Here is a 15213-nt window from a genome sequence, read left to right as displayed (position 1 = left end):
GAGCCGATCGGGCCACCGACCGGGCATCCTCATTCGAGTGGCCCGTCGAGAATACGTCTGTAAACTCAACGAGCGCATTACCACCATACCCCGGAATCGCGCACATGCGATGGCCGATTCGGTCACGTAGTGGTCGTCACACTGACTGAGCAGGGACTTCCGCCTTACGGTCAGCGGGCTATTGTGCGCTTCATGACGACGCCTGACAACGCCTCCGGTACCTCCACCACCCCCGCCGAGACCGCGGCCGACGCCGCTCCCGCACCCACCGGAGTCGCCGCCCAGGACTGGGCGCAGGCTGCCACCGACCCGCAGTACAGTGCCGCGGTCGTGGACCTGCTCGGAGCGCTCGCCTACGGCGAACTGTCCGCGTTCGAGCGGCTCGCCGAGGACGCCAAGCTGGCGCCGACACTCCTCGACAAGTCGGAACTGGCCAAGATGGCGTCGGCGGAGTTCCACCACTTCGAACAGATCAGGGACCGGCTCACCGAGATCGGCGCCGACGCGACACAGGCGATGGAACCGTTCGTCGCCGCGCTCGACGGCTTCCACAAGCAGACGGCACCCTCCGACTGGCTGGAGGGACTCGTCAAGGCGTACGTCGGTGACTCGATCGCCAGTGACTTCTACCGCGAGGTCGCGGCCCGCCTCGACGCGGACACCCGTCAGCTGGTGCTCACGGTCCTCGACGACACCGGGCACGCGAGCTTCGCCGTGGAGAAGGTGCGCGCGGCGATCGACGCGGACCCGCGTGTGGGCGGCCGACTCGCGCTGTGGGCGCGGCGGTTGATGGGCGAGGCGCTGTCGCAGTCGCAACGCGTCGTGGCTGACCGGGACGCGCTGTCCACGATGCTCGTCGGGGGCGTCGCGGACGGGTTCGACCTCGCGGAGGTCGGCCGGATGTTCTCCCGGATCACCGAGGCACACACGAAGCGGATGGCGGCGCTGGGGCTCGCCGCATAGGGCCTGTCCGGCGGATCAGGCCGCAGGGAATCAACGGCGCCCGATCAGCGCCGGTGAGCGGGGTCTGGTGCGTCGAGTTGCAAGGCGGAGAAGGGCGTCGACGCGATGGGGGCCCCCGCGCGAGGTTGTTCGAGCGTGGGGGAGTCGGCAACCGACGACAACGCCGCAGATCGGCGTGCCAGACCCCGCGTCTGCGGCATGATCCGCCGGACAGGCCCTAGGCATGCCGTTGTCGGTTCACGCCGTTGGCGGGCCGACGGTTATGCCGTCGCCGATGATCGGCGGAGTCTGCCCTTCGGGCGGAGCAGCAGGGAGACGGACGCGCCGGAGACGACCGCCGCGCCGACGAGGATCGCCAGGAAGTGGCCGGCGCTCAGCGCGCTGTGCGTGACGAAGGCCCCGAAGAGGGCTCCGGCCACACCGGTCGACAGGACCAGTTGGCGCGCGGGGAGGCGGTCGGGCAGCCGGTGGGCCGCCGCCCAGGCCAGGGCGAGGCCGAGGATCGCGGAGCCGAGCGCTTCCAAGAACATGTCGAGGTCCCTCCCACAGCCTGCGTGCGTATGACGTTCACAGCCCGTCATACCCGTGACCTGCGGCGAGCAACCCACTTGTAAGGGTGACGTGTGGTCAACCTGTGCGTGGGGACGTGCACACCGACAGGGACGGAAGGGACGGACATGGGTGGGGCCCGGCGGTCGAAACCGCCGGGCCCCACCCACTACGTATCCCTACAGCGCGCTGAAGCCCACCTTGCGGGCCGTCGGCTCGCCCAGCTCGACGTACGCGAGACGGTCGGCCGGGACCAGGACCTTGCGGCCGTGGTCGTCCACGAGGCTGAGCAGCGCCGACTTGCCGGACAGGGCCTCGGCCACGGCCTGCTCGACCTCCTCAGCGCTCTGACCGCTCTCCAGAACGATCTCGCGGGGCGCGTGCTGCACGCCGATCTTGACCTCCACGGTTGTCCCTCCGACGGTCAGTGAAATGCGCGGGCTTCCGCGCCGTACTCCGCACACATTAGCCCGGTGAGGGGACGTACATGTTCCGCGTCGGAACGCCAAGAGCGAACAGCCGACGGGAACAAACGCACGGTCACTGGTGCTCGGTGCCGTGCAGCGGGAAACCGGCGATGCCGCGCCAGGCCAGCGAGGCCAGCAGTTGGACCGCCTGCTCGCGCGGGACACTGCGGTCACTGTGCAGCCAGGACCGTGCCACCACCTGGGACAGACCGCCCAGACCGGAGGCCAGCAGCATCGACTCCGCGGGGGAGAGGCCGGTGTCCTCGGCGATGACCTCGGAGATCGCTTCCGCGCACTCGTGCGTCACCTTGTCGACGCGCTCGCGTACGGCCGGCTCGTTCGTCAGGTCGGACTCGAAGACCAGGCGGAAGGCGCCGCCGTCGTCCTCCACGTAGGCGAAGTACGCGTCCATCGTCGCCCGTACGCGCTGCTTGTTGTCGGACGTCGACGCCAGTGCGGCGCGGACCGACTCGATCAGGGACTCGCAGTGCTGGTCCAGCAGGGCGAGATAGAGGTCGAGCTTGCCCGGGAAGTGCTGGTAGAGCACCGGCTTGCTGACTCCGGCGCGCTCGGCGATGTCGTCCATCGCGGCGGAGTGGTAGCCCTGCGCCACGAACACTTCCTGGGCGGCGCCCAGCAGCTGGTTCCGCCGGGCGCGACGCGGCAACCGCGTGCCCCGCGGGCGTGCCGCCTCAGTTTGCTCGATGGCTGTCACGCCGCCTCCCAATTTCGTCCACGTGCGGTGTGCGCCGCGCCGCCATCGTACTTTTCGGTAACCCTGCTGTGCGCGGTGCGAGCGGAGAAATTCCTCGACCGAGTGGCTGTATATTCCGGGCGATGTTCCTAAATGGTAATAAAACCGCCAGTGGGTCCACTAGTGGGTGCAGAGTGCACGTTGTGGTGGCGGCTATCGGTAGTCGTCTTCGTCCAGTTGCACGACGCGTGCCTGCTCCGCGAGGTCGGCCTCGTTGGCGCGGTCCGTGTTCTCGCCGGTCAGCGGGGCGTCGCCGTGTGGGGTGACGTCCGCGCGCTGCTCGGCGGCGTCGGCTTCAGGGGCTTCGACGTCGAGTTCCCTGGCACCGTCCTCTTCCTCGAAGGTGTCCTCGAAGGTGTCAGGCTCGGTGGGGTCGACGGCCATGTTGGGCTCCCTTCCCAAGAACGTCCCTGGAGCCCGGGGAGGCGGCAGGGGGGTGTGGCTCTCCTACGGGTGCCCTGTTTACGAGCCTAGGAGACACCGGATCGGGATGCCATGTGATCGGGTGCCGTTCCGGGCCCTGCGGACGGCCCCGGCGCGGCCTGTGATGCCGAACACACGAACCACTGCGTGATCGTCTCGTAACATTGCCGCATGTCTTCGACCGAGCTGCCGTTCGTGCCGGCCACCAATGTGCTCCCCAAGGTGGCGCCCGTCCGGATCGCGGAGGGCGAGCGGCTGCGCTCGGTCGGCCTGCCCGGGATCACCCTGACCGTGCGGTCACGGCCCCCCGCGCGCGCGGGACTGCCGCCCGCTCTGTACGTCCATGGCCTGGGCGGTTCCTCGCAGAACTGGTCGGCGCTCATGCCGCTGCACGACGAGCTCGTCGACAGTGAGGCGCTCGATCTGCCGGGCTTCGGCGACTCCCCGCCTCCGGACGACGGCGACTACTCGATCACCGGGCACGCGCGTGCCGTCATCCGCTACCTCGACTCCTCCGGGCGCGGTCCCGTGCACCTGTTCGGGAACTCGATGGGCGGCGCGGTCACGACCCGCGTCGCGGCGGTGCGGCCCGACCTCGTCCGGACGCTCACGCTCGTCTCTCCCGCGCTGCCGGAGGTCCGCGTGCAGCGCACCGCGGTGCCGACCGCGCTGCTCGCCGTGCCCGGCGTGGCCCGCCTGTTCACCCGATTGACCCAGCAGTGGAGCGCCGAACAGCGCGTCAGCGGCGTCATGGGGCTGTGTTACGGAGATCCTGGGCAGGTGACGCCCGAGGGATTCCGCAACGCGGTCGAAGAGATGGAACGCCGGCAGCAACTGCCGTACTTCTGGGACGCGATGACGCGTTCCACGCGCGGGATCGTGAACGCGTACACGCTCGGCGGCCAGCACGGGCTGTGGCGTCAGGCCGAGCGGGTGCTCGCGCCGACGCTTCTCGTCTACGGCGGCCGTGACCAGCTCGTCTCCTACCGCATGGCCCAGCGGGCGGCGCGCGCCTTCCGTGACTCCCGGCTGCTCTCGCTGCCGGACGCCGGGCATGTGGCGATGATGGAATACCCGGAGACGGTGGCGTCGGCGTTCCGTGAACTGCTCTCGGACACAGGTGAGTTGAAAGTGGATGCCGGTACTGTGGCGGCGAGGACGCTCGGCAGCCGGGCCGACGCCGCGAATGCGGGGAGCTGAGACGCGACGTGGGACGGCACAGCCGCCGCGGGCGCGGGGGCGCCAGGACGGGCGACACGACGAACATCCCTGTGGTTCAACAGGGGCAGGGCCAAGGGCAGGGGCAGCAGGGGATCGGCCCGGGCGGGGATCGCCGCGGTGCGGGTCAAGCAGGGGCTGACGGCCGTGCGGCGGGTCCCGGACCGGGGACGCCTCGCTTTTCCGACGGTACGCCGGCTCATGGGATGCCTCGATTTGCTGACGGCACGCCGGCCCACGGGTTCCCACGGCTCCCTGATGGCACTCCTGCGCACGGCTTCCCGCGCCTCCCTGACGGCACCCCCGCCCATGGCGTTCCCCGGGTTCGGGGCGGGCACCCCGAGCAGCGCGAAACCGGCGGGGGCTGGGGCGAGGTCGGCGGGCGGTCCGGTGGCGGACCCGCCATACCGCGTCAGCGTCCCGCGCCTCCGAACGGGCCCGGACCCCGGCAGTCGTACGTCGACGCCTTTGACCGGGCCGGTATGTCCGGCGCTCATGCCGAGGACGTCGATCTCTTCGCGTCCCGCGCCCGGACACGGCATCCTGTCGACCCCTACGCCTCCGTCACCGCCTGGGAGGCCGACGCCGAGGCGGCGAACGCCGCCGACGCGTACGCACCGCCCGTCGAGGAGAAGGCCAGGGGCAAGGGCAAGACCAAGGGGCGGGCGTTCGCCGGGATCGCGGCCGCGGCCGTCACCACCGTGCTGGCGGTCGTCGTGGCCGGGCAGGTCACCGACAGCCAGGACGACGGCGGTGGCCTGCGCACGCAGACCGCGAACGGCGCGGAACAGGACGTACGGGACACGGATTCCGAAGACTCCGCCGAGCGCAGTGACAGCCTCCCGGACTCGTCCGACGCGCCGGCCGCGGTGACGAAACTCACGTACGACCAGAAGATGGCCCGGACATACGCCCTCGGGGCGACTCTCAAGGGCTCGGGGAAGTTCGACGCGATCCGTGGCTTCGCCCGGGCGCCGGGGGCGGGGCAGAAGTACAGGTACCGCGTGGACGTCGAGCAGGGGCTCGGCCTTGAGGGGGAGCTGTTCGCGCAGGCCGTACAGAAGACGCTCAACGACGACCGCAGCTGGGCCCACAACGGCGGTCGTACGTTCGAGCGGATCTCGTCCGGCCAGCCCGACTTCGTGATCACGCTGGCGAGCCCTGGCACCACCGCCTTCTGGTGTGCCAAGTCCGGGCTCGACACCACCGAGGACAACGTGTCCTGCGACTCGGCCGCCACCGACCGCGTGATGATCAACGCCTATCGATGGGCGCAGGGGTCGGAAACTTACGGCGACAAGATCTACGCCTACCGGCAGATGCTGATCAACCACGAGATCGGCCATCGGCTCGGCTATGGGCACGTCACCTGCGACAAGGACGGCGACCTCGCCCCGGTCATGCAGCAGCAGAGCAAGTTCCTCGATCATGACGGAATTCACTGCCGGGCCAACCCCTGGCCGTTTCCGGTGAGTTGACGGGTGTGGCGGCCGGGGCGCGCGGGGGGTCCGCCCGGGTCGCGCTGACATGAACTGAAGGTTCGTTCGTATTTTTGCGTATGTGGTCCAGTCATGTTGTCGAACGCGTAGCCATCGAGCTGGCGCTGATCGGCGTGACCGCTCTCTGTGTGGCCGACACCTCTACGACCCGCTGCTGCACGCCCTGCGCGAGGAGACCGGCATGGGCCTGCTGCTCGTCACGCACGACGTGGGCGTCGCGGCGGAGAGCGTCGACGATGTGCTGGTGATGCGGAGCGGACAAGTTGTCGAGCACGGGCCGGTCGCCGCCGTACTGAGGGGCGCCCGCCCAGGCGTACACACGCGAACTGCTCGCCGCGGGACCGTGCGTGGACGCGCGGCGGATCCCTGGGGACGCTTCCGGCCCGCAGGAGGTCGTGCTGGAGGCCGTCGGCCTGCGGCGTGTTCGGGCGCGGGAGGCGGGCGTTCGGGGCCGTGGACGACGTGTCGCTGACCGTGCGCCGGGGCGAGACCCTCGGGATCGTCGGTGAGAGCGGCTGGGAAGACGACGCTCGGGCGGATGCTGGTCGGGCTGCTGGAGCCGACGGCGGCGAGGTGCGGTACGAGGGGCGTGCGCCCTCCGGGGTCGGTCCGGCCGTGCAGATGGTCTTCCAGGACCCGGTCTCCTCCCTCAACCCCCGCCGCAGCGTGGGCGAGTCGATCGCCGACCCGCTGCGGGCGCGCGGCGAGAGAGACGAGGGGCGCGGCCGGGGGCGCGTGGGGGAGTTGCTGGAGCGTGTGGGGCTCGACCCGGCGCACTTCGACCGCTACCCGCACGAGTTCAGCGGTGGCCAGCGCCAGCGCGTGGGCATCGCACGGGCGCTGGCCGCCGAGCCGCGCGTCATCGTCTGCGACGAGCCGGTCTCGGCGCTCGACGTCACGACCCAGGCCCAGGTGGTCGCCCTGCATGGCGAGTTGCAGCGCGAACTCGGCCTCACGCTGGTGTTCGTCGCCCACGACTTCGCCGTCGTACGCCAGGTCAGCGACCGCGTCGCGGTGATGTGGAACCGGTGGATCGTCGAGTCCGGGCCCGCTGACGAGGTGTACGACAATCCGCGGGATCCGTACACGCGCCGACTGCTGACGGCCGTACCGGTCCTCGACCCCGAGATCGCGGCCCGGCGACGCACCGCCCGACGGGAGTTGGCCCCCGCCTGACCATACGTTTGTTCGTGACCATACGTGCGCGAATGATCTCTTAGCGCGACGGAACGCGACCCGCACGGGAAAGTTACGACCGTTCACCCCTTTTGGTGGTGCGACGGACAACCGTCCGTCGTACCACCGTCATGTCCGCATACGTTCGTCCCGCTGCGAGCCGCCGGGTCAACGGCGGCTCCCCATACGGGAGATCGGGGGTGTACTCGTGCGCATCGGACTGCTGACGGAGGGTGGCTATCCGTATGTGAGCGGTGACGCCAGACTCTGGTGCGACCGGCTCGTGCGCGGGCTCGACGGCCACGAGTTCGACATCTACGCGCTCAGCCGCAGCGAGCGGCAGGAGGACGAGGGCTGGATCGAGCTGCCGCCGCAGGTCAGCCGGGTCCGGACCGCTCCACTGTGGACGGCCGAGGACGACGGAGTGGTGTACGGCCGCCGCACGCGCCGCCGGTTCGCCGAGTGCTACGGGGAGTTGGCGGCGGCGCTGTGTGCCGGGCCCGACACGGGGAACGCGCCGGACGGACCGGACGCGTCCACCGCTGAGGCGGACCGTTTCGGCAGCGCGCTGTACGGGCTCGCCGAAATTGCCCGGGACGAGGGCGGGCTGGTCGGAGCGCTCCGCTCCGAGGCCGCCGTACGCGCCCTGGAGCACGCCTGTCGTGCGCCCGGCGCCCTCGGAGGGGCGCGCGAGGCGCGCGTCCCGGACCTGCTCACTGTCGCCGCGCAACTGGAGCGCGCCCTGCGCCCCCTCTCCCTCGACTGGTACGAGGACGACGGACTCGGCGCGGTCGACCTCTGCCATGCCGCGGCCGGCGGCCCGGCGGCGCTCCCCGGACTGCTCGCCCACCATTTCTCCGGCGTACCCCTGCTGGTCACCGAGTACGGGGTCCCGCTGCGCGCGCACTACCTGGCCTCGGGCGCGGGCGACTGCGCCCCGGCCGTACGGTCCCTGCTCGCGGCCTTCCACGGCAGGCTGGCCTCGGAGGTCTACCGGCAGGCCGCGCTCGTCACCCCCGGCAACACGCACACCCGCCGCTGGCAGGAGAGATGCGGGGCCGACCGGGAGAAGCTGCGCACGGTGTACCCGGGCATGGAGGTGTCCCACTTCGCGGAGGTCGGCGAGTCGCCGGGGACCGCGGACGCCGACACGCTGATCTGGGTCGGCCGTATCGAACCCGCCAAGGACCTGATCTCCCTCCTGCACTCGTTCGCGGAGGTCCGCAAGGAGGAACCGAAGACCCGCCTGCGCATCATCGGCGCGGCCACGGGAGCCGAGAGCGAGGCGTATCTCGGCCACTGCCAGGCACTGGCCGCGCAGCTCTTCCCCGACGAGGCCGAGGGCATCCACGCGGTCGGCGACAACCCGGTGTCGTTCGAGGAGATCGGCGGCCCGGAGGCCCCGACGCTCGCGGAGGCGTACGCGGCGGGCGCGGTCGTCGTCCTGTCGAGCGTGGTCGAGGGCTTCCCGATCAGCCTGGTCGAGGCCATGTTCTGCGGCCGGGCGACCGTGTCGACGGACGTGGGCGCGGTGGTCGAGATCATCGGCGGTACGGGACTGGTGGTGCCGCCGCGCAATCCGCGGGCGCTCGCCGAGGCGTGCGTGGCGCTGCTGCGCGACCGGGCGCGCCGCGAGCGACTGGGCGCCGCCGCCCGCGCCCGCGCGCTCGAACTGTTCACCGTCGAGCAGAACGTCGAGGCATTTCGCGGCATTTACCTGGAGGTCGTCTCGCGCTGCCCTGTCAGCCGCGTGGTCCTCGACGACACCGGCGAACCGCTCCCGTTCGCCGTACCGGCGGAGGCACACGTCCCCGGCCGCTGGACCCAGGCCGGCATAGGCGTGGTGGCCCGGGGCGGGCCCAGCTGGGCAACAGGACACGCTTCCGCACCGGTACAGGCGACCCCCGTACCGGCCGGGGAGGGCGCGCGATGAGCGAGCTGGGAGAACTGGACCGCCCGGGGACACCGAACAGCCCGGGAGCCTGGGACGAACGCTCGGAGGAGTGGCTCACGGGCGCCGAGGAGACGAACGAGACGGACGAGACGGACGTACGAGACACGCGGACGCGGGCGGCAGGGGCGTCGGAGGCGGCGGAGTCAGGCACGTCTTTCGGAGCCGACAGCGACCGCGGAACCCCCTCCACTCGCGCCCCCCGACGGGGGACCGGCGACCCCGTGAAGGCGCTGATGCACAGGCACCGTGAGCTGTGCGAGCGCGCGGTGGACCCCCTGGAGATCGCGGCGGGCCTGGAGGCCCACGGCGTCACGGACCGAACGGCCGCCCGCTTCCGCCACCGGGACGTGTTCTCCCTGGCCGAGGAGATGTACGCCCGGGTCTCCCGAGACGCAGAAACGGCACCGCAGCCCACCCCGACGACGACACCCGGGGTACGGGCCGACTGGGCGCTGCTCACCCTGCTGCCGGGCGCCTTGAGCGCGGCGACGGTGACGGGCCTGCACCTGACCGAAGGGCGCTCCCGGCTGGCCGTGGCGATGCTGGGCGCGCTGGCCGTGGCCCTCGCCGTACGCGCGGCACTCGGCCGGGGTCCCCTGAGCCCCAGGTCCCGTCCGGCGCCGGCCGGCACACACGAGAGGCACACCCCGACGTCCACGCGCGCCTGGGCGTACTGGCTCGTCGCGTACGCCTTCCTGGGCACCGACCTGCTCGCCGCCGCGCTGACGGGTGGCCTCGCCGGATTCCCGGCCGCCCTGCGGGACCTGTCCACCGCTCCCGTACTGGCCCTCACCCTGGCCTGTGCACCGGCGGCCTGGTGCGCCCATCTCTTCGCGACGGGGGCCCACCGCAAACTGGCCGCCAGTCGAGGCCTGGCGGACTTCACCGCATCCGTGAAACCCCTCCTCCTGGGCACGTTCGCCCTGTTCCTCTGCGCGTTGGCGGCGCTCGTGGCCCTCTGCGGAACGGTCCTGCACGAACCGGCGGCCTACACCACGACCGTCACCCTGGGCGCCCTGCTCCTCCTGGCCCGCCTCCTCACGACGCACGGTTTCACCCACGCCCCGGCGGTGGTCCTCGGCGCGGCAGCCGCAACCGAGGCGGCGGCCCTGGCCACAGCCTTCGCGTCCCACCTCCCCGGCTGCGCCTTCCTGGCCGCCCCGGTGGAGGCGGTCGTGGCGATCTGGGGGCCGACCGGTATCCCGGCAGTGGCCTGCGGTGGGGCAGCCCTGGTCCTCCTGCTCCACGCGACCCGCACGCTCAGCAGGGCCTCGGCGCACGCGGTGCCGGGTGAGCCCGGATGACGCCCGGATCACGACCCCGGCAGGTGACCGATCCCGCCCCTGACCTTCCGCACCCGGCGGAGGACGCCTACGCCCCGGTGCGGCCCCACCACGAACTCACAGCGCCCGGCGGACAACCGGAGGCATCCGCACAGCACCGCAGCTCACCTCGGCCCGACCGCCGGACGAACCGGACATCGGCCCCGCCCACGAACGCAACCGCACACCCCGAAGGAGTAGACCGATGATCACCTCTCGACCCGGAGCCGGAGAGTCCGCCGAGGGAGCCGTCCGATGAGGGTTCTGCTGATCGGAGCCAACGGCTACCTCGGGCGCTTCGTCGCCGACCGACTGCTCGCCGACCCGGCCGTGCAGCTCACCGTCCTCGGCCGCGGCGACGACGCCGACGTCCGTTTCGACCTCGCGTCCGGCAGCCCCGGCGCACTCACCCGCTTCCTCGACGCCGTCCACCCCGGAGTCGTCGTCAACTGTGCGGGCGCCACTCGCGGCGGTGCCCGCGAACTCACCCGCCACAACACCGTCGCCGTCGCCACCGTCTGCGAGGCGCTGCGGCGCAGCGGTTGCGGCGCCCGTCTGGTGCAGCTCGGCTGCGGCGCCGAGTACGGGCCCAGCCAGCCCGGTTCCTCCACGGCCGAGGACGCGGTCCCCCGCCCGGGCGGCCCGTACGGCGTCAGCAAGCTCGCCGCCACCGAGCTGGTCCTGGGCTCCGGCCTCGACGCCGTCGTCCTGCGCGTCTTCTCTCCGGCCGGCCCCGGCACGCCCGCGGGCTCCCCGCTCGGCCGGCTCGCCGAGGCGATGCGCCGCGCGATGCAGGCCGGTGACGGTGAGCTCAAGCTCGGCGGGCTGGGCGCGCAGCGCGACTTCATCGACGTACGGGACGTGGCACGTGCCGTCCACGCGGCCTCGCTCTCGGCCGCGCAGGGCGTCATCAACATCGGCTCGGGCCGCGCCGTGCGCCTGCGCGACGCCGCGTCCGTCCTCGCCCGCGTGGCCGGATACGGCGGCACGCTGCACGAACTCGACGGCCCGCCCGGCCCGCTGAGGGCGTCCATCGCCCACCCCCGCACCGACCCGGACCACGCGCCCCCGGCCGCGTACCCGTATCCGGACGGCTGCGGCAGCTGGCAGCAGGCCGATGTGCGCACCGCACGCGACCGGCTCGGCTGGCGGCCCCGGATCAACCTGGAGGAGTCCCTCGCCGACATCTGGATGGAGGCGGCATGCCGCATCTGACCAGCGCCAGGGCGGGCACCGCGAGCACCGGCGTCCGCACCGGCTTCGGCGTCCCGGGCTTCGCGCATCCACTCGTCGCCCCGACCGAGTGGGGCGAACTCACCCGCCCGGGCACGCCCTTGCACTGGGCCGTCCTCAATGTCGCCGACGGCCCGGGCAGCCGCCCCGATCCGCACTGTCTGGAGGCCGCGGGCCGCCTGCGCAACGCGGGCGTCCGCGTCCTCGGCCACCTCGACACGGCCCACGGCACGCGCACCCACGGTGAGCTGACCGCCGAAGCACAGCGGTACCGCGACTGGTACAGGGCCGACGGTTTCCTCCTGGACCGCTGTCCGGCCGACCGCGCCGCGCTCCCGGAGATCCGACGCACGGTCGACACGCTCCGTGCGGCGGACAGAGACGCGCACATCGTCCTGGGCCACGGCACCCATCCGCACCCGGCCTATGCCGAGCACGCCGACCAACTCGTCACGTTCTCCGGCCACTGGAGCGACTACCGCTGGTCGCAGGTGGCCGAGTGGACCGCCGACCATCCGCCCGAACGCTTCTGCCACTTCGTGCACGGACTGCCGCACGGCCATCTCGACGAGGCGCTGCGTGTCGCCCGCTGGCAGGGCGCCGCCACGATCTACTTCACCGACCGCACGGACCGCGGCGGCCGGACCGACCCCTGGGAGACGATGCCCGGCTACTGGGACGACCTCGTCTCGCGCCTCGGAACGGGTGTCTCGGAATGAAGAAGGGCGTGGCAGTGTTACGGGGAGAACAACTGTAGTGATTGACCGACCAACGGAGTCCCCGTGTCGCTGCCACCCCTGGTCGAGCCAGCTGCTGAGCTCACCGTAGACGAGGTCCGCAGGTACTCCCGCCACCTGATCATCCCCGATGTGGGCATGGACGGGCAGAAGCGGCTGAAGAACGCCAAGGTGCTCGCTGTCGGCGCCGGCGGCCTGGGTTCGCCGGCGCTGATGTACCTGGCCGCCGCGGGCGTGGGCACGCTCGGCATCGTGGAGTTCGACGAGGTCGACGAGTCCAACCTGCAGCGTCAGATCATCCACAGCCAGGCGGACATCGGCCGCTCCAAGGCCCAGTCGGCCCGCGACTCGGTCCTCGGCATCAACCCGTACGTGAACGTGGTCCTGCACGAAGAGCGGCTCGAAGCCGAGAACGTGATGGACATCTTCAGCCAGTACGACCTGATCGTCGACGGCACGGACAACTTCGCGACCCGCTACCTCGTCAACGACGCCTGCGTGCTGCTCAACAAGCCGTACGTGTGGGGCTCGATCTACCGCTTCGACGGCCAGGCCTCCGTCTTCTGGTCCGAGCACGGCCCCTGCTACCGCTGCCTCTACCCGGAGCCCCCGCCGCCGGGCATGGTCCCCTCCTGCGCCGAGGGCGGCGTCCTGGGTGTGCTGTGCGCGTCCATCGGCTCCATCCAGGTCAACGAGGCCATCAAGCTCCTCGCGGGCATCGGTGAGCCGCTCGTCGGCCGCCTGATGATCTACGACGCCCTGGAGATGCAGTACCGCCAGGTCAAGGTCCGCAAGGACCCCGACTGCGCGGTCTGCGGCGAGAACCCGACCGTCACCGAGCTCATCGACTACGAGGCCTTCTGCGGCGTCGTGTCCGAGGAGGCCCAGGAGGCGGCGGCCGGTTCGACGATCACTCCCAAGCAGCTCAAGGAGTGGATCGACGACGGCGAGAACATCGAGATCATCGACGTCCGCGAGATCAACGAGTACGAGATCGTCTCGATCCCCGGCGCCAAGCTGATCCCGAAGAACGAGTTCCTCATGGGCACTGCCCTGGCGACTCTCCCGCAGGACAAGAAGATCGTCCTGCACTGCAAGACGGGTGTCCGCAGTGCGGAAGTCCTCGCGGTCCTGAAGTCCGCGGGCTTCTCCGACGCCGTGCACGTCGGCGGCGGTGTGATCGGCTGGGTCCACCAGATCGAGCCGGACAAGCCGGTGTACTGACCCGAGGGTCACCACCCCGGCAGCCTCGTCTGCCTTGTTCGGTCGGCGGGGGTCTCGCGCACCACAGGTGCCCGGGGCCCCCGCCGCCGTCATGAACAGACCTTGCCGTCCTGCGGCACCGTCCCCTCCAGCAGATACGCGTTCACCGTGGAGTCGACACAGTCGCTCCCACTGCCGTACGCCCCGTGTCCCTGGCCCTTCCAGGTGAGCATCACGCCGACTCCCTTGCCCAGCTCGTCCGCCATCTTGCGCGTGCCCTCGTACGGAGTCGCCGGGTCCCCGGTGTTGCCGACCACCAGGACGGGCGCCGCGCCGGGCGCGCTGACCTCCGGGGTGTCGTGCTGACCGGCCACCGGCCAGTTGTGGCACCAGCCGGCCGTGTCCCAGCCCATGAAGTCCCCGAAGACGGGCGAGATCCTCCGGAACTCGGGCAGCAGCTTCTTGGTCTCCGTCGCCGTCGGCCGCTGCTTGTCGTCCAGGCACGATATGACCCGTTGGGCATGTGTCGTCGTGCCGTAGTGGCCCGACGCGTCACGGTCGTTGTATTGGTCGGCGAGCGCCAGCAGGTCCGATCCGTCGCCCTGCTCGGCCGAGTCCAGGGCGCCGGTCAGCGCCGGCCAGCTCAGCTCGCTGTACAGCGTCACGGCGATGCCGGTGACCGCCAGGCCCTGTGTCAGCTTCCGCCCGGAGGGCGTGGGCAAGGGCTCGGCGTCGATCCGCTTCAGCAGGGCCGTGATCTTCTGCGATCCCTGCTCCGGGTCCTGGCCCGTCGACTTCAGATAGTCGTCGAGGGCGCGCTGGAAGCCCCTGGCCTGGTTCTTCGCGTGTCCCACCGTGTCGGCGCTCGGGTCGACGACGGCGTCAAGGATCAGCCGCCCCACGTTCTTCGGGAACAAGTGGGCGTACACACCGCCGAGTTCGGTGCCATACGAAATGCCGAAATAGTGCGTCTTTGTGTCGCCGAGGACCTGGCGCATCAGGTCCATGTCGCGGGCGGAGTCGGTCGTCGAGACATGTGCGATGAGGTTCCCGGCGGACTTCTCGCACCCCTTGCCGAAGCTCGCGGCATCCTCGAAGTACGCCTTCTCCTCCGCAGCGTCGTCCGGCGACGGGTCCACCGACTCGGCGGCCCGGATCTCCTTGTCACTGCGGCAGCGCACACCCTCGCTGGCCCCGACCCCGCGCGGGTCCCAGCTCACCAGGTCGTAGCGCTCGCCGAGTGCGGAGACCGTGCCGGCGTACGAGGGCATCACGGAGACGCCCGACTGGCCCGGTCCGCCGAAGTTGAACAGGAGGGACCCGATGCGGTTGCCGCCGCTCGCCCTGGCGCGGATGAGTGACAGGCCGATGGTCTCGCCGTCCGCCTTCGCGTAGTCCAGTGGCACCTTGAGCGTCGCGCACTGCCAGTCGCTGCCGGGCGTGGGAGAGTCCGATGTGCCTTTGCAGCGGCCCCAGTCGAGCTTCTGCGAGGTCAGCGAGGCGGGCAGCCCGGGCGAGGCCCGGGACGAGGGCGTGGTCGACGAAGGCGTGGCGGTACCGGTCCCCTTGTCGTCACCGTCGTCGGACCTGCCACCACTGCAACCGGCCAACAGCAACGCAGCCGCGGTCGCGGCTGTCCAGCGTACGAAACGGGACATGCGAACTCCCCCTGAGAGCCGTCCGCTCGGAGCAGCGGATGGCGGTCCGGCCATAGT

At 71.1% G+C, this 15213-nt stretch carries 13 protein-coding genes and 2 pseudogenes; 10 read left to right on the top strand and 5 right to left on the bottom strand.

All coding sequences use genetic code 11. The features are described from left to right. Nucleotides 1-183 precede the first annotated feature (183 nt). Nucleotides 184-963, top strand: a complete 780-nt coding sequence (locus ACH4TV_RS09590; protein ID WP_398395989.1) for a ferritin-like fold-containing protein — start codon at nucleotides 184-186, stop codon at nucleotides 961-963. A 260-nt stretch (nucleotides 964-1223) separates the two neighbouring features. Here the strand turns inward: ACH4TV_RS09590 and ACH4TV_RS09585 are convergent, their stop codons facing one another. From ACH4TV_RS09585 to ACH4TV_RS09570, 4 genes are all read right to left on the bottom strand, one after another. Beyond that, entirely contained in the window at nucleotides 1224-1493 is a 270-nt protein-coding gene (locus ACH4TV_RS09585) for a hypothetical protein (RefSeq protein ID WP_398395987.1), read from the bottom strand. Between the two features lie 198 nt (nucleotides 1494-1691). After that, nucleotides 1692-1919, bottom strand: coding sequence for a DUF3107 domain-containing protein (locus ACH4TV_RS09580; protein ID WP_235475002.1), 228 nt, complete (start codon nucleotides 1917-1919; stop codon nucleotides 1692-1694). A 133-nt stretch (nucleotides 1920-2052) separates the two neighbouring features. Then, nucleotides 2053-2694, bottom strand: a complete 642-nt coding sequence (locus ACH4TV_RS09575) for a TetR/AcrR family transcriptional regulator (protein ID WP_398395985.1) — start codon at nucleotides 2692-2694, stop codon at nucleotides 2053-2055. A 192-nt stretch (nucleotides 2695-2886) separates the two neighbouring features. Continuing rightward, nucleotides 2887-3117, bottom strand: a complete 231-nt coding sequence (locus ACH4TV_RS09570; RefSeq protein ID WP_398395983.1) for a hypothetical protein — start codon at nucleotides 3115-3117, stop codon at nucleotides 2887-2889. Between the two features lie 210 nt (nucleotides 3118-3327). Between ACH4TV_RS09570 and ACH4TV_RS09565 the strand changes: the two genes are divergently transcribed. From ACH4TV_RS09565 to moeZ, 9 genes and pseudogenes are all read left to right on the top strand, one after another. Beyond that, nucleotides 3328-4356 (top strand): alpha/beta fold hydrolase, encoded by a 1029-nt coding sequence (locus tag ACH4TV_RS09565; RefSeq protein WP_398395981.1) that lies wholly within the window; start codon nucleotides 3328-3330, stop codon nucleotides 4354-4356. Between the two features lie 500 nt (nucleotides 4357-4856). After that, nucleotides 4857-5852, top strand: a complete 996-nt coding sequence (locus ACH4TV_RS09560) for a DUF3152 domain-containing protein (protein WP_398395979.1) — start codon at nucleotides 4857-4859, stop codon at nucleotides 5850-5852. An 80-nt stretch (nucleotides 5853-5932) separates the two neighbouring features. Next, nucleotides 5933-6010 (top strand): annotated as a pseudogene (locus ACH4TV_RS09555) (Ms4533A family Cys-rich leader peptide); the annotation flags it as partial. Nucleotides 6011-6024: 14 nt separating this feature from the next. Beyond that, nucleotides 6025-7049, top strand: a pseudogene (locus tag ACH4TV_RS09550) (ABC transporter ATP-binding protein); the annotation flags it as partial. A 208-nt stretch (nucleotides 7050-7257) separates the two neighbouring features. Next, nucleotides 7258-8982: a DUF3492 domain-containing protein gene (locus ACH4TV_RS09545; RefSeq protein WP_398395977.1), complete on the top strand. Its 1725-nt coding sequence runs from the start codon at nucleotides 7258-7260 to the stop codon at nucleotides 8980-8982. Continuing rightward, the gene (locus ACH4TV_RS09540) at nucleotides 8979-10307 is read left to right on the top strand and encodes a hypothetical protein (protein ID WP_398395975.1); all 1329 of its coding nucleotides are present in this window, start codon (nucleotides 8979-8981) and stop codon (nucleotides 10305-10307) included. Before ACH4TV_RS09545 ends, ACH4TV_RS09540 begins: the two co-directional genes overlap by 4 nt. Before the next feature lie 273 nt (nucleotides 10308-10580). Next, nucleotides 10581-11540: an NAD-dependent epimerase/dehydratase family protein gene (locus ACH4TV_RS09535; protein ID WP_398395972.1), complete on the top strand. Its 960-nt coding sequence runs from the start codon at nucleotides 10581-10583 to the stop codon at nucleotides 11538-11540. Beyond that, on the top strand, nucleotides 11528-12277 hold the full coding sequence (locus ACH4TV_RS09530) for a spherulation-specific family 4 protein (protein ID WP_398395970.1): 750 nt from the start codon (nucleotides 11528-11530) through the stop codon (nucleotides 12275-12277). Before ACH4TV_RS09535 ends, ACH4TV_RS09530 begins: the two co-directional genes overlap by 13 nt. Nucleotides 12278-12340: 63 nt before the next feature. Continuing rightward, nucleotides 12341-13519: an adenylyltransferase/sulfurtransferase MoeZ gene (moeZ, locus tag ACH4TV_RS09525; RefSeq protein WP_398395968.1), complete on the top strand. Its 1179-nt coding sequence runs from the start codon at nucleotides 12341-12343 to the stop codon at nucleotides 13517-13519. A gap of 89 nt (nucleotides 13520-13608) precedes the next feature. On the opposite strand, the gene ACH4TV_RS09520 is transcribed toward moeZ, so the two are convergent. Beyond that, nucleotides 13609-15156: an alpha/beta hydrolase gene (locus ACH4TV_RS09520; RefSeq protein ID WP_398395966.1), complete on the bottom strand. Its 1548-nt coding sequence runs from the start codon at nucleotides 15154-15156 to the stop codon at nucleotides 13609-13611. Nucleotides 15157-15213 lie beyond the last annotated feature (57 nt).

The organism is Streptomyces sp. NPDC020898 (assembly GCF_044333925.1).
GTDB lineage: Bacteria > Actinomycetota > Actinomycetes > Streptomycetales > Streptomycetaceae > Streptomyces.
Note: the sequence above shows the minus strand (reverse complement) of the source record. Positions and strands in the feature narration are given on the sequence as shown.

What these genes read in the sequence shown, in the direction of transcription:
- ACH4TV_RS09585 (WP_398395987.1), bottom strand. Translation starts at nt 1,493, where the DNA reads ATGTTCTTGGAAGCGCTCGGCTCCGCGATCCTCGGCCTCGCCCTGGCC.
- ACH4TV_RS09570 (WP_398395983.1), bottom strand. Translation starts at nt 3,117, where the DNA reads ATGGCCGTCGACCCCACCGAGCCTGACACCTTCGAGGACACCTTCGAG.
- ACH4TV_RS09565 (WP_398395981.1), top strand. Translation starts at nt 3,328, where the DNA reads ATGTCTTCGACCGAGCTGCCGTTCGTGCCGGCCACCAATGTGCTCCCC.
- ACH4TV_RS09560 (WP_398395979.1), top strand. Translation starts at nt 4,857, where the DNA reads ATGTCCGGCGCTCATGCCGAGGACGTCGATCTCTTCGCGTCCCGCGCC.
- ACH4TV_RS09540 (WP_398395975.1), top strand. Translation starts at nt 8,979, where the DNA reads ATGAGCGAGCTGGGAGAACTGGACCGCCCGGGGACACCGAACAGCCCG.
- ACH4TV_RS09535 (WP_398395972.1), top strand. Translation starts at nt 10,581, where the DNA reads ATGAGGGTTCTGCTGATCGGAGCCAACGGCTACCTCGGGCGCTTCGTC.
- ACH4TV_RS09530 (WP_398395970.1), top strand. Translation starts at nt 11,528, where the DNA reads ATGCCGCATCTGACCAGCGCCAGGGCGGGCACCGCGAGCACCGGCGTC.
- ACH4TV_RS09520 (WP_398395966.1), bottom strand. Translation starts at nt 15,156, where the DNA reads ATGTCCCGTTTCGTACGCTGGACAGCCGCGACCGCGGCTGCGTTGCTG.